The 13,988-nt window shown below is 53.4% G+C and carries 13 protein-coding genes; 10 read left to right on the top strand and 3 right to left on the bottom strand.

Going from position 1 to position 13,988, the window contains the following annotated elements; all coding sequences use genetic code 11:
• The first annotated feature begins 33 nt into the window (after positions 1-33).
• The 6 genes from HF685_RS13380 (at position 34) to HF685_RS13355 (ending at position 5,182) form a co-directional block, all read left to right on the top strand.
• Entirely contained in the window at positions 34-804 is a 771-nt protein-coding gene (locus HF685_RS13380; protein ID WP_168820423.1) for a glucose 1-dehydrogenase, read from the top strand.
• A gap of 80 nt (positions 805-884) precedes the next feature.
• Entirely contained in the window at positions 885-1,289 is a 405-nt protein-coding gene (locus tag HF685_RS13375) for a Zn-ribbon domain-containing OB-fold protein (protein ID WP_246218620.1), read from the top strand.
• Between the two features lie 9 nt (positions 1,290-1,298).
• A complete protein-coding gene (locus HF685_RS13370; protein WP_168820422.1) occupies positions 1,299-2,444 on the top strand; it encodes a thiolase family protein in 1,146 nt (381 codons plus the stop codon).
• 147 nt (positions 2,445-2,591) lie between these two features.
• Positions 2,592-3,734 (top strand): acyl-CoA dehydrogenase family protein, encoded by a 1,143-nt coding sequence (locus HF685_RS13365; RefSeq protein WP_168821525.1) that lies wholly within the window; start codon positions 2,592-2,594, stop codon positions 3,732-3,734.
• A gap of 3 nt (positions 3,735-3,737) precedes the next feature.
• Complete coding sequence (locus HF685_RS13360; RefSeq protein ID WP_168820421.1) at positions 3,738-4,760, top strand: NADP-dependent oxidoreductase; 1,023 nt, start codon at positions 3,738-3,740, stop codon at positions 4,758-4,760.
• Between the two features lie 26 nt (positions 4,761-4,786).
• On the top strand, positions 4,787-5,182 hold the full coding sequence (locus tag HF685_RS13355) for a limonene-1,2-epoxide hydrolase family protein (RefSeq protein WP_168820420.1): 396 nt from the start codon (positions 4,787-4,789) through the stop codon (positions 5,180-5,182).
• Here the strand turns inward: HF685_RS13355 and HF685_RS13350 are convergent, their stop codons facing one another.
• The gene (locus tag HF685_RS13350; protein ID WP_168820419.1) at positions 5,183-5,947 is read right to left on the bottom strand and encodes an SDR family oxidoreductase; all 765 of its coding nucleotides are present in this window, start codon (positions 5,945-5,947) and stop codon (positions 5,183-5,185) included. It abuts the gene before it with no gap.
• Between the two features lie 353 nt (positions 5,948-6,300).
• On the opposite strand from HF685_RS13350, the gene HF685_RS13345 reads away from it, so the two are divergent.
• From HF685_RS13345 to HF685_RS13330, 4 genes are all read left to right on the top strand, one after another.
• Positions 6,301-8,832, top strand: a complete 2,532-nt coding sequence (locus HF685_RS13345; protein ID WP_168820418.1) for a TonB-dependent receptor — start codon at positions 6,301-6,303, stop codon at positions 8,830-8,832.
• Between the two features lie 149 nt (positions 8,833-8,981).
• Positions 8,982-9,785 (top strand): SDR family oxidoreductase, encoded by an 804-nt coding sequence (locus HF685_RS13340; protein ID WP_168820417.1) that lies wholly within the window; start codon positions 8,982-8,984, stop codon positions 9,783-9,785.
• Positions 9,786-9,853: 68 nt separating this feature from the next.
• Entirely contained in the window at positions 9,854-11,122 is a 1,269-nt protein-coding gene (locus tag HF685_RS13335; RefSeq protein ID WP_168820416.1) for a NupC/NupG family nucleoside CNT transporter, read from the top strand.
• A 12-nt stretch (positions 11,123-11,134) separates the two neighbouring features.
• Positions 11,135-11,740 carry a CDP-alcohol phosphatidyltransferase family protein gene (locus HF685_RS13330; protein ID WP_168820415.1) on the top strand — a complete coding sequence of 202 codons (606 nt, stop codon included), beginning with the start codon at positions 11,135-11,137 and terminating at the stop codon, positions 11,738-11,740.
• Here the strand turns inward: HF685_RS13330 and HF685_RS13325 are convergent.
• Both HF685_RS13325 and HF685_RS16435 read right to left on the bottom strand, forming a co-directional pair.
• Positions 11,737-13,218 carry a dihydrolipoyl dehydrogenase family protein gene (locus HF685_RS13325; protein ID WP_168820414.1) on the bottom strand — a complete coding sequence of 494 codons (1,482 nt, stop codon included), beginning with the start codon at positions 13,216-13,218 and terminating at the stop codon, positions 11,737-11,739. The genes HF685_RS13330 and HF685_RS13325 overlap by 4 nt on opposite strands.
• Positions 13,211-13,900, bottom strand: a complete 690-nt coding sequence (locus tag HF685_RS16435; protein WP_168820413.1) for a TVP38/TMEM64 family protein — start codon at positions 13,898-13,900, stop codon at positions 13,211-13,213. The genes HF685_RS13325 and HF685_RS16435 overlap by 8 nt, the downstream gene beginning before the upstream one ends.
• Between the last annotated feature and the right edge of the window lie 88 nt (positions 13,901-13,988).

Raw genomic sequence — 13,988 nt, 5'->3', positions numbered from 1 at the left:
CTGGCACAATTGATAGGATAAGGGAGCACAATAATGACAGGGCGATTGGAAGGAAAAACCGCGATCATCACCGGCGGGGCATCTGGCATAGGTGCTGCAATGGTAAAACGTTTTATCGAAGAAGGTGCCCAGGTGTTGTCAACCGATATCCAGCAAGAGCTTGGGGAGAAAGTCGCAGCCGAAGCGGGCGCGCTTTTTCTGAAACAGGATGTCTCCGATGAAACAGGTTGGAAGAAGGTCATGGCCCGCGCGAAATCGCAATTCGGGCGGCTCGATGTGCTCATCAACAACGCCGGGATTGTCATCGGGAAAAATATCGAGGATGTCGATCTCACAAGCTGGCAACATCTGCTGGGCATCAACCTCACCGGCGTGATGCTGGGTTGCCAAAACGCTATAAAAATAATGAAGGAAAATCCCGGTGGTTCATCGGGGTCCATCATCAATATTGCATCAACGTCCGCCTTCACCGCGCTACCCAGCGATGTCACTTACACGACATCCAAAAGTGGTGTGCGCCTGTTGACCCGCTCGGTTGCCGTGCATTGCGCGCATGCCGGATATAATATCCGCTGCAATAACATTGTGCCGGGTGCAACGCAAACCGCAATAATCGACGCGGCTGCAGAGATTGTGCCCAATATGGTGGAAATGGCCGCCGCCATGTCGCCGATGAACAGGATCGGCCAAGGCTCGGAAATGGCCGGTGCGGCAGTCTATCTGGCCAGCGATGATGCAGGGTTTGTTACGGGCATCGATCTACTGGTTGATGGCGGGATGCTGGCCGTTCATCCGGGATATTGAACCAGACAGCCTAGCCGTTTTGGCAGTTATTCGGCTGCCGGTTTGTGCCTAATGATATCGCTGGAAAAGGGAGAGATGGTGTGAGTCCACAGCCAATAGCCGAAAACCTGTTTACTGAAGACATGAGCGCGCTGATCGGTGCGCGCAACACAGATACCGGACAGATATTTTTCCCGCTTCCGCTCAATCAGGCCGATAATATTGAACCCTTCCCTCTGGCGTCGCGCGGGACGGTCTGGACCTATACCGTCCAACGCTTTCCACCTAAATCGCCTTATTTGGGGCCGACGGATATCGAAACATTCAAACCTTATATTGTCGCTTATGTCGAATTGCCCGGGCAGACGATGGTGGAATCGCGGCTAACCGGCGTTGAACCGGAAGATGTCAAAATCGGCATGGAAGTAGAGCTAGCCGTTATACCGCTTGATCCCGATGCCCCGGTTGCCGAGCAAAAACTTATTCACGCATTCAAGCCCGTTTAGGAGAAAACCATGTCAGACGTATGCATCGTAGGAGCGGGCATCCATCCCTTTGGCCGGACAGAAGGCCGGGATGGCATGGCGCAGGGTGTCTTTGCGGTAAAACAGGCTTTGGCCGACACTGGCATAAAATGGGAAGATGTCGAATTTGCCTTTGGCGGTTCTGCGGCTTCGGGCGCGGCTGATAATATGGTCTCGCACCTGGGCCTGACGGGTATCCAGTTTATCAATGTTTCCAATGGCTGCGCAACTGGCGGTTCCGCGCTCAATGCAGCAGCGAGTGCGATCAAGTCAGGCGAATATGAGCTTGGCATGGCAGTTGGTTTCGACAAGCATCCCCGCGGCGCGTTCAATGCTGACCCTGCAAGCTACGGCCTGCCCCACTGGTATGGAGAGGCCGGCTATATGCTCACCACACAGTTCTTCGGTGCGAAGATCATGCGCTACTTGCACGAACATGGTTTGAGCCGCGAAACGCTGGGCCGGGTATCGGAAAAGGCATTTCGCAATGGCGCGAAAACCGACCATGCTTGGCGGCGCAGCGAGGTTGATCTCGAAACAATCATGGCCGCGCCAATGATATCTGATCCACTCAATAAATATATGTTCTGCTCGCCCGCCGAGGGCGCGGTGGCACTTATTTTGGCGAGCGAGAAAAAGGCGAAGGAACTCGGCGGGCCGATGATCCGCCTTAAAACATCGGTTATGCGCACCCGGCCCCCAGGATCGTTTGAAGTTTTTGCCGCTTCCATTGATGTTGAACGCGGTGGCACGCCAACTGAAATTGCCGCCAAGGCTGCTTTCGAGCAAGCCGGTGTTGGTCCGGAAGATATTGATGTGGCGCAACTGCAAGATACCGAGTCAGGTGCGGAAATCATGCATATGGCCGAGAATGGCTTTTGTCCGCCGGGCGATCAGGAAAAGTGGCTGATCGAAGGCCGCACCGAAATTCACGGCGAGCTGCCGGTAAATACGGATGGCGGTTGCCTGGCTTGCGGAGAACCGATCGGCGCATCAGGACTGCGGCAGGTTTACGAGAATGTCGTGCAACTGCGAGGAACCGCTGGCGAGCGTCAGGTGCCCGGCGATCCGAAGACAGCCTATACGCAGGTTTACGGCGCGCCCGGTGTGGCGGCGGTGACGATATTGCAGCGGTGATAGCAAGACATTCTCGTCATCCTGACCTTGTTTCAGCATTCCTAAAGTGCTTACAGGGCTATTGAATATCCTGAAACACATTCAGGATGACGAACAAGTTTTTAGGAACACATTTTGAACAACCAAGTCACACCCGAAGCGATTGCTATGGCCGATAAAGTGGAAAGCTTCGTCCGCAGTAAAATTTTTACTTACGAAAAAGACCCGCGTTGCGAGGACCACGGGCCAACCGATGATCTCGTTCAGGAAATGCGTGCGCTCGCTAGAGAAGCTGGTGTTCTGACACCGCATATCAAGGATGATAGCAGCCACTTCTCGCATTTGGATACGGCGCTCATCCTGCGCAAGTCCGGCCTTTCTCCACTTGGGCCATTAGCGGTCAACACATTCGCGCCGGATGAGGGCAATATGTATCTGCTCGGCAAGTGCGCCTCACCCGAACAGAAAAAGCGTTTCCTCGATCAACTCGTCGAAGGGACATCGCGGTCTGCTTTTTTTATGACCGAACCGGCAGATGAAAATGGCGCGGGCAGCGATCCGTCCATGATGCTGACCACCGCAAAACCGGATGGTAATCATTGGGTCATCAATGGCCGAAAAACTTTCATCACTGGTGCAAAGGGCGCCAAGGTCGGCATAATCATGGCCAAATCTGATGACGGCGCGACTATGTTTCTGGTTGATCTCCCCGATCCGGCGATAAAAATCGAGCGGGTACTTGATACCATCGATAGCTCGATGCCGGGCAGTCATTCCGTGGTGAATATAGATAACCTGCGCGTGCCAGCAGACCAGATGCTGGGCGAGAGCGGTGAAGGCTTTAAATACGCCCAGGTGCGGTTGGCACCGGCCCGGCTCACCCACTGCATGCGCTGGCTCGGCTGCTGTGATCGCGCCCAGGAAATCGCAAGCGACTATGCCTGCAAGCGTCAGGCTTTTGGCAAGCCGCTGGTCGACCATGAAGGCGTCGGTTTCATGCTGGCGGAAAACCAGATTGACCTCAAGCAGGCCGAAATGATGATCGACTGGTGCGCCAGCGTTCTTGATACCGGCGATCTGGGCACAACTGAAAGCTCCATGGCGAAGGTCGCTGTGTCCGAAGCATTGTTCCGGATCGCCGATAATTGTGTGCAGGTCATGGGCGGAACCGGCCTCAGCAAAGATACAGTTGTAGAACAGGTCTTCCGCGAGGTGCGCGCGTTCCGAGTTTATGACGGACCCACCGAGGTGCATAAATGGTCACTGGCGAAAAAGATCAAGAAGGCCCACAAGATTGCAAATGAAGGATAGATCATGACCACCAACCGCAAATTCACCCTCGCCAAACGTCCCGATGGCGAGCCCAAACCGGATGATTTCAAGTTGGTCGAAGAAACCTTACCCGAATTGCAGGACGGCCAGTTTCTTGTCCGCAATCATTATATCTCCCTCGACCCGGCACAGCGCGGATGGATGGATGACCGGCCAAGTTATATGCCGCCCATCCCATTGGGCGATGCTGTTCGCGCAAGCGCGATGGGGCGCGTTCAGGCTTCCAAAAATCCAGATTTCCCGGAAGGCCAATGGGTGATGGGGCTGGGCGCGATAGAAGAATATTCCGTCGGACAGTCAGGCGGGTTTACCTTCCCCGTCGATGTCTCCGTTGCGCCATCGCCAACCAATTTCCTGTCGGTCTTGGGAGCGGTTGGCATGACGGCCTATTTTGGCTTGCTTGACGATGGCAAGCCCCAAGAAGGGGAGACCGTGCTGGTGTCCGGAGCAGCCGGTGCAGTAGGCTCGCTCGTCGGGCAAATCGCCAAGATCAAGGGATGCCGGACGGTTGGTATCGCGGGCGGCGCAGACAAATGCGCCCGGCTTGTCAGCGATTATGGCTATGACGCAGCCATTGACTATCGCGGCAAAGACGTAGCGGCTTTGGAAGCTGCCGTCCGCGAAGCAGCGCCAAACGGTGTTGATATTATCTTTGAAAATGTCGGCGGAAATATTCTTGACGCGGGGCTCAACAATCTCAACGAAAAGGCACGTATCATCATCTGCGGCCTGATTAGCGAATATAACAGCAAAGAGCCGGTTGGCGCGCGCAATATCTGGCAATTGATTGTCAAACAAGCGACGATGAAGGGGTTCCTTGTCCGCGATTATCCACCCCGCTTTGCCGAAGGCGCTGCGGCGATGGGCCAATGGGTCGCGGAAGGAAAAATCAAGTTTGACGAGGATATCGATGTGGGGATTGAAAATGCCTATGATGCCTTCATGAAACTCTTCTCGGGCAGCAATCAGGGCAAGATGATTTTGGATGTATCACCCGCTGACTAGGACATCACGACAAGGGAGGTTTTGATATGTCAGGTACCAATGAAAAGCTTGTTCTGGATTTCATCGATGCTTGGAACCGGCTGGATTATGATGCGATCTATGGCGCGATGTCAGAGGATATTTTCTATCATAATATCCCGATGGAACCGTGCAACGGAATGGCCGAGGTCAAAGCTTTTTTTGATCAAGGTGGTTTCAATTTTGACGGTGCGCAATGGGACGTCCATCATATCGCAGCGACCGGCCATGTGGTGTTAACCGAACGCACCGACAAATTCCGTATCGGCGAAAAATGGATAGCCATCCGCGTGATGGGCACGTTTGAAATTGAAAATGGCAAGATCACCAAATGGCGTGACTATTTCGATCTGGCCGAGTTTCAGGGGCAAATGGCAGAGGTTATGGGAGCCAGTGCAGCTTAGCTACATCTGCGGCTGATAGAGAGTGCCGTTATCCACAGGATATTCGCCTGCGGTCATAAACCGGCTTTCATCGCTCGCTAGATAGACACAGAGATTGGCGACATCATCGGGATGGCCCAATCCGCCGAGCGGGATCATCCCTGTTTCCGGCGTTTCATCACCCCCCGCGCCCACTGCTTCTTGCCGCACCATCGGCGTGTCGATGCCGGCAGGATGCAGACTGTTGCAGCGGATTGGGTAATTCTGCTCCTTGCAGTGCATCGCGACTGATTTGGTCATGGAGCGCACACCGCCCTTGGCAGCTGCATAAGCAACAAAGGGTGAATAGCCTTGCAGCGCTGCCATTGAGCTCAAATTAATAATCGAACAGAGCTGGTCGCTTGATTTCATCGACCTGACCGCTTCCCGGCACCCCAGAAACACACCCTCCAGCATCACACTATTTTGTCTCCGGAACTGTTCCAGCGTACAATCTTCTATGGTCGCGGGCAAAACCAGACCAGCGTTATTGATCAAAATATGCGGGCGTCCGAAATGGCTTTCAGTTTCCGCAAAAACGGCTTTCCAGCGCGCTTCTTCTACAACGTCTTGCACAAGGCCGACGGCATTTTCACCAATCATCCCAGCGGTCACCGTAGCGGTTTCACCATCAAGATCGGTCGCGACAACCCGCGCGCCTTCCTGGGCAAATGCGATGCTGATCGCCCTCCCCAACCCGGATCCTGCGCCCGTTACAATCGCGATTTTCCCGTTTAACCTACCCATAGCCCATCTCCCTTTGCCCGATACTAGGCAGGCTTTTTCTCGAAGAAAACAACGCTTAATATCGTTAGGCCCAAGTCCAATAAGTTTAGGTCCAGCACCCTTCAACCGAACCTTATCACAATCGTTAGGCGGGCGATTTCTCGTCACTACGATGGCAGATTTCCGACGTTTTCCGTAACGGAAACCTGCATTTGTTGCGCGAATATCACAGTTTTGGGAAGTTGCTATCAATTTGGCTAGCTGAGCATAGCCGAAACGCTGCTTAGTGTGAGATCAACAGAACGGGCAAGAAACCGTCAGATTTTTTAGGATAAACGCCGGACCATCAAGCCGGTGTGATTTGGGAGAGAGCAATGACCACAGAAACACAAAACCACAAATCCGTATTCGGCAAAGAGGCTGTTCGCGGATTGATGATGGGCTCCGCCGCAACATTGGCATTTGCCGGTTTTTCGGCCCCCGCAATGGCGCAGGAGGCTGATGAAGAAGCCAATAGCACTATCATCACCGTGATTGCTCGCAAACAGACCGAGTCATTGCAGGAAGTGCCTGTTACCGTGACGGCGATTGCCGGCGACACGCTGGACAAATTTCAGGTTGATCAGATTGCCGATGTGGTGAGCCGTGTGCCTTCTCTCAATGTGCAGGTTGGCGGTTCCGGGTCTGGTGGCCAGATCAGCCTTCGTGGCGTAGGATCTTCCAATATTTCAGCCGCTTTCGACTCTGCTGTCGCCTTTGATTTTGACGGTGTGCAAGTGAGCACCATGCGTATTGTGCAAGCCGGCTTTTTTGACGTTGCCCAGATTGATGTTCTCAAGGGTCCGCAATCACTCTTCTTCGGAAAAAGTGCTTCGGCAGGCGTGGTTGCCATTCGTTCAGCCAATCCAACTTCCACTTGGGAAGTCGGCGGCAAGGCATCATATGAGTTTGAGGAAAAAGGCTACAATATCGGTGGTTATATCTCCGGTCCCATCAGTGATACGCTCGGGATTCGTGTGGCTGCACAATATACGGATATTAGCGAATTTGCCAAAATCCAGCCGGGCATCCCGGCGCTTATTAGAAATCGGGGCACAAAGGACTTTGTCGGTCGCGTCACCCTGCAATGGGATCCGTCGGACCGGTTCAATGCCAACCTGAAATTGAATTATGTCCGCAACGAGAATGATGGGGCTATAGGACAAGCGGACCTGAATTGCGGTCCGAACGGCAGAGCCGACGAGATAGTTTTGCTCGGCGGAGCAATCGCGATTCCGTCAGGAGCAAATTGTAACGACAAAGACCAGTTATATCCTACTTCCGATCCATCTCCGACCGCAGTTGTAAAATTCCCCGATGGCAGTGCCGGCGCAAACGGGCGCTATCCTGGGCATCCGTTTGGTGAAACTGAAATCATATTTGGTCGATTGAAATGGGACCTTGATCTGTCAGACAGCCTGACGCTCAGTTCTGTATCTGGATATCTCAACCTCGACGCAGTAGATTTTGACAGCTACAGCTATCAGGGCGTCGGTCCGGCATTTAATCCTGGCGGTGTACCTGTTGGGCTGATCGCTCCGGCGCTTGCTGCAGTGAATGGCGTTGGTTCGCCGCAAGGTTTTGGGTCAAGTGATCCGCGCAACCGTACCGAGCAGTTCACGCAGGAACTTCGTATTGCTAGTGATTATGAAGGGATGTTCAATTTCATGCTCGGTGCATTCTACGAATCGCGCGAAATTGATTTCGATACTTCCCAGCAGGCAGTCAACATCTCGATTATCGCACCTGATCCGATAACGGGCAATACCTATGACTACTTCAAAAAGCACAATACCAAGACCGAAGCGCTGTCCTTCTTCGGTAGCGTAACGCTGGACTTGACCGAACAGCTTGAATTGTCTGGTGGCTTGCGCTGGACCGACGAAACCAAGGTCAATACGATTACGGTGCCCTATGTCCACGCTTTCTTGGGCCCTGGACCAGCATTTATCGGCAGTGGCTTTTTCTCCGGTCCGATCAATTTTTCGGATTCTAACTTCTCGCCAGAAGTCTCACTGAGATATCAGGCAACGGATGACATCAATGTTTATGCTGCTTTCAAAACAGGCTTTAAATCGGGTGGCATTGACAATAGTGCATTGCCATCCAATTCCTTGAGCGCTGCGGCTCTCAGCGGAGATTTTGGTTCGCTGATATTTAAATCCGAATCTAGCAAGGGCGGTGAAATCGGAATAAAATCGCAATTTGCTGATCGTAGCGTGACGCTTAATGGTTCTGTGTTCTACTATCTATTTGACGATCTGCAGGTGCAGAATTTCAACGCGACAACCATTCAGTTTGTGACTTTGAATGCCGGCCAATTGGAAAGTAAGGGATTTGATATAGATTGGGCATGGAGCACCCCTATCGAAGGCCTCAATTTCTCGGGCGCGTTGGCTTATACCGACACTAAATATAGCAAGGCGTTTATCACCGGCCCCGGTCCCGACGGGATTGCCGGTAATGCAGATGATGTGGATTTGAACGGCCGTCAGGCAGCTCGTGCTCCGAAATTTGCAACGAATGTCGCTTTTGACTGGGCTATCCCAATGGGCGATGCCCTTGAATTCGGACTCAATGGCAACCTCCAATACAGCGGTTCGTATTTCACCAATGACGATACGCTCACGGATTTGCGTCAGGACAGCTATGTCACCATTGACGGTGCGATTTCCGTTGGCCATCCGGATGGCAAATGGAAGCTGTCCCTGATTGGTACCAACCTGACCGATAAAATCATTACCAGCACCAGCGGCGGACGTCCGTTCCTTGCAGGACCAGGACTTGGTCTCCCAGTTGGTGACGATTTGATTGTTACGCAAAACCGTGGCCGGCAGGTGTTCGTCGAAGCCAAATTCAAGTTCTGATCAACCCTCCCGTTGATCTAGGTGAGGCCGGACAGCTGGGGCTGCTCCGGCCTTTTCTTGGCCGGCTTCTGATAGCCATAATGACAGTGGCGGACGCTGGTTCTGTTTCACTAAAGTGGCACCAATAATCTAATAAAGGAGCAGGCAAAATGGGACGTCTTGAAGGTAAAAAATCAGTCATATTGGGCGCCGCCGGGCAGGGAAATATGGGGCAGGTTATCGCCAAACGTTTCCGCGATGAGGGTGCTGATGTTCTGGTTGCCGGACGCAAAGAAGATGAGCTGAAGCGTTTCGCCACAGAAATCAGTGGCCATTATGCGCTCTGTGATCTGACGGTGGAAGCAGATATCCAAGCGCTGGCGGAAAGTGCAAAGAGCCAGATGGGCGGCGTTGATATTGCGATCAATGCAACCGGTGTGGGCTTTCTGAAACCGTTTCTGGAAAACACCCGTGAAGAGTTGGAAATGATGGCGGCATTGCAACTCACCGGGCCGTTCCAGTTCTATCAGGCCATGATCAAGGCGATGAGTGACAACAAACCCAGTGGCGGCTCTTTGATCCAGATCAGCTCTGCCACCGCGACAATCATGCTCAACGACCATGCCGCCTATATGGGTACAAAGGCAGCCACAGATCATATCATCCGCTGCGTGGCCCATGAATTTGGCGAGCACGGTATACGTGCAAACAGCATATCGCCAGGCCTCACCAGGACGCCAATGACTGCCGGTGTCGATCAGGTGCCGGGATTGGTCGAATCCTTTGAAGCGCGCTATCCGCTGGGGCGGATTGGCACGAGCGAGGATATTGCCGCTGCGGCCGTATTCCTTGCCAGCGACGAATGCTATATGACTGGCGAAAACCTGCAAGTGAATGGCGGACTATGCCTGCGCGGCAACCCGACCCGCAAGGATCAGGAGCTGATGATGGGGGCGATTGCCGCTGCGTCCTAAATGCCGGTTGGCCTTGGTTGAAATTTGCGCCATGAAGATGTGAGTTTATTCCAAGGACAGGACAGCACTTGCTCGATATCTTAAGCCAGTTTCAGGGCCTGATCGGCATAATCTTCATCTTGGCTTGCGCTTGGTTGCTCTCTGAAAACCGCAGAGATCTGCCAAGCTGGAAATGGATTGCGGGCGCAATTGCAGCTCAATTCATTCTGGCTTTGGTCATTGTCCGCGTGCCATTTATCTGGGATATTATTGGCCTTGCTAACAATGGTGTACAGGCGATTGAACGGGCAACACTCGCCGGATCAAGCTATATGTTCGGTTATCTCGGCGGCGCGGATTTGCCGTTTGCGGTGAAAGAGAGTGCGCAACCGCCGCTGATTATCGCCTTTCAGATTTTGCCGTTGGTGATCGTTTTTTCTGCGTTGGCGGCGCTGCTTTGGCACTGGCGTGTGTTGCAAATGATTGTCAAAGGCCTCTCATGGGCCTTGCAAAAGACACTGGGTGTCAGCGGTGTTGTCGGACTGAGCGGCGGTGCAAATATCTTTCTTGGCGTGGTCGAGTCGCCGCTGGTGGTGCGTGCCTATTTCGAGCGGATGAGTCGGGCAGAGCTGTTCGCTATCATGGTGCTGGCAATGTCGACGATATCGGGCGCGATACTGGTGCTTTATGCAACGACGCTGGAAAAGACCGTGCCCAATGCCGTCGGCCATATGATCTCCGCCTCGCTGATTTCGCTGCCCGCCGCGATATTGATTGCGCGGCTTATGGTTCCGGGTCTGTCCGACACAAAAACTGATCAAGATGAGCCAGGGCTAAAATATGAAGGCAGTTTCGACGCGATTATCAAAGGCACGATGGACGGCGTGCAATTGTTCCTCGCTGTGATTGCGGTGATTATCGTAATCTTTGCCCTAGTCGCGCTGGTCGATCAGATACTGGCTGCGCTGCCGTTGGTTGCCGGAGACGAACTAACACTTAAACGCCTATTCGGCTGGATATTCGCGCCGCTGATGTGGATGATCGGGGTGCCGTGGGAAGAAGCGGGAGCGGCCGGTTCCTTGATGGGCACGAAGGCGATCCTCAACGAATATGTCGCCTATCTGGAGCTTGTGGCACTTCCCGCTGATACGTTTGGCACCAAGGGGCAGCTGATTGTAACCTATGCGCTGTGCGGTTTTGCCAATCTGGCGAGCGTCGGCTTGATCATTTCCACCATTGGAACCCTATCGCCCGACCGCCGAGCGGAAGTCGCCGGTCTCGGGATGAAGAGCTGGTTTGCCGGAAATTGCGCGACGATGATGACCGGTGCGGTGATCGGGGTCGTGACATGGGTGTAAGGCCGCTCCGCCATGTTTGATGCCAAGCTGCGTCCCTATATCGACCCACCACTCAATGCTGCGGGCAGAATTCTGTCGCGCATGGGATTTTCAGCCAATGGCGTAACGTTACTGGGCCTAGGATTTGGCTTGTTGACGGCTTATTTCGTTAGCAATCAGTCATACGGATGGGCACTGGCATTTATCGCTCTCAGCCGGATATTCGATGGCCTCGATGGTGCTGTGGCCCGCGCCACGCAGAAAACCGCTTTTGGCGGCTATCTCGACATAGTTTGCGATTTCATCTTCTATGTCTCGATCCCCCTTGCCTTTGGCCTTGCCGATCCAGCCAACTTGCTCGCTGCACTTGTCCTTGTTGCTGCGTTCACCATCACCGGGATCAGCTTTCTCGCTTTTGCCGTCACGGCAGCGGAGCAAGGCGCGCAAACCAGAGCGCATGGGGAGAAGAGTTTCTTTTACAGCACCGGAATTGCCGAGGGCGCGGAGACGATCGGATTCTTCCTGATCATATGCCTTTTCCCCGCGCATTTCATCACGCTGGCCTATATCTTTGCAGTGCTATGCGGGATCACTGTTCTCCAGCGCAGCCTGCTCGCGTGGAAAAGCTTTAAGACCTAACTTCGCGCCCAGCGGAAATAGCGCTCGAGCAGTTTCAGCGCCCATTCCGGCTTGTGCTTCTTGCGCCAATCCCCCGCAGCAAATTTATTCGCTTCAGCCATGGTGGGATAGGTGTGGATCGTGCCCATGATTTTGCCAAGGCCAAGCCCGTGTTTCATTGCCAGCGTAAACTCCGTCAGCAATTCTCCGGCATTTTGACCGACGATTGTCACACCCAAAATCTTGTCCTTGCCAGGCGGCGTGAGCACTTTAACGAAACCCTGCGTCGCGCTTTCGGCAATTGCACGGTCCAGATCATCAAGATGATATTTGGTCACTTCATAGGTCACGCCCTCATTCCGGGCTTGTTGTTCGTTGAGACCGACATGGGCGATTTCCGGATCGAGAAAAGTCGTCCATGGCAAAAACTCGTAACTCGGCTTGAACTTTTTGAAGCGGCCGAACAGCGCGTTGACGGTTGCAAACCATGCTTGATGCGACGCATTGTGAGTCAGTTGATAAGGCCCCGCGACATCGCCCGCCGCATAGATATGCGGGAAGGTCGCTTGCAGATGCTTGTCGGTTTCCAACGTGCGGCCAAATTTAATGCCCAGTTCTTCCAGGCCGAAGCCTTCCAGTCGCGCGGCACGCCCGACCGCGATCAGCAGGTCATCAAATGGCAGGCTGACCTCCTTGCCATCTTGCTCCACGATCAGCATTTTCGTGCCGCTTTGCATTTCAGTGCGTAGCGCTTTGTGATTGCAGCGCAAATCAACACCAGAGTTTGTCAGCGATTGTGCTGCGACCTCTGATACGTCCGTATCTTCGATATTCATAACACGGTCGACCATTTCGACCAATGTGACTTGGCTACCGAGACGCGCGAAACTTTGCGACAGTTCACAGCCAATAGGGCCGCCGCCCAATACGATGAGCTTTTCGGGCACCGCATCGCGCTTGGCCATCTCCTCCCACAGTGTATCGCTGGTCAGATAACCGGTTTCCTCCAGCCCGGGCAAAGGCGGAACAAAGGGGCGCGCGCCGGTGGCAAGTACGATCGCCTTGCCCGTTAGCGTCTGCGTCTCGCCATCATTGCGCGCAATCTCCACCGTCCATGGATCCCTAAGCCGCGCATAACCCTGCATGACATCGACGCCCAGCCCTTCAAACCGTTCCACGCTGTCGTGCGGCTCAATAGTTTTGATGATGTCCTCAATCCGCTTGATGACCGCTTTGAAATCAAATTGCGGTGTGACCGGAGTCAAGCCGTAGCGGTCAGCATGCTGCATTTGCTCAGCAATCTTGGCGCTTTTGATCAGCGCTTTGGAAGGCACACAGCCATAATTCAGACAATCCCCGCCCATCTTCCCTGCTTCGATCAATGTCACTTTCGCGTTGATCGTTGCGCCGATCAGTGATGATACCAGTCCTGCTGATCCAGCCCCGATCACGATCAGATTGCGGTCGAATTTTTTCGGCTTTTGCCAGCGCTTAGTCATTACTCGCAACCTTCCCGTCTTTCTTAAACAGTTTGAGCGCGGCTTTGGCAATCCAGGGGAATAGCGCCAATAGCAGGAAAGATCCGAGTACCGGCAAGGTGAACACACCGCCAACCGACTCAACCTTGGATAATTGTGTGCCCGCGTTCACAAAAACAATTGTGCCAGCCAACATGCCGATCTGGCTAGCAACGAAATAGACCAGCACTCTTATTTTGGTCAGACCCATCAGCATATTGACAAGGAAAAACGGAAAAGCTGGCACCAGACGCAGGGAAATCAGATAAAATGCCCCGTCTCGTTCGATGCCCTCGTTAATCTTTGTGAGCCGCTGCCCAAACTTGCCCTCGACCCAGTCACGCAGCAGATAGCGGCTGGTAAGAAAGGCGATAGTTGCGCCAATGGTGGAAGCGAAGGACACAATGATCGTGCCAACCAAAAGGCCAAAGAGGGCCCCTGCCGCCAGCGTCATGATCGCCGCACCAGGGATGGAAAGCGCCGTTACGACCACATAGAAAAGGAAAAACAACGCGATAATCAGAAACGGTTCCGCCTGATAGCGCGCATCAAATGCCGCTTGCTGGGCCTTCAGGTTTTCGATTGTCAGCTGATCGTTCAAATCAAAGTAGAAAAAAGCAAAAAAGGCAGCGGCGATCAAGGCCACAATGACAAGTTTTTTCATATATTCCCGTCCCGTTACATGAATTTCATACTATTACACTGTTCGCGAGGGAGCGATAGTCGGTTAAAGGTTTGCGTGACTCTGTCGC

It is taken from the genome of Parasphingorhabdus halotolerans (assembly GCF_012516475.1).
In the GTDB taxonomy this organism is placed as follows: domain Bacteria; phylum Pseudomonadota; class Alphaproteobacteria; order Sphingomonadales; family Sphingomonadaceae; genus Parasphingorhabdus; species Parasphingorhabdus halotolerans.
Note: the sequence above shows the minus strand (reverse complement) of the source record. Positions and strands in the feature narration are given on the sequence as shown.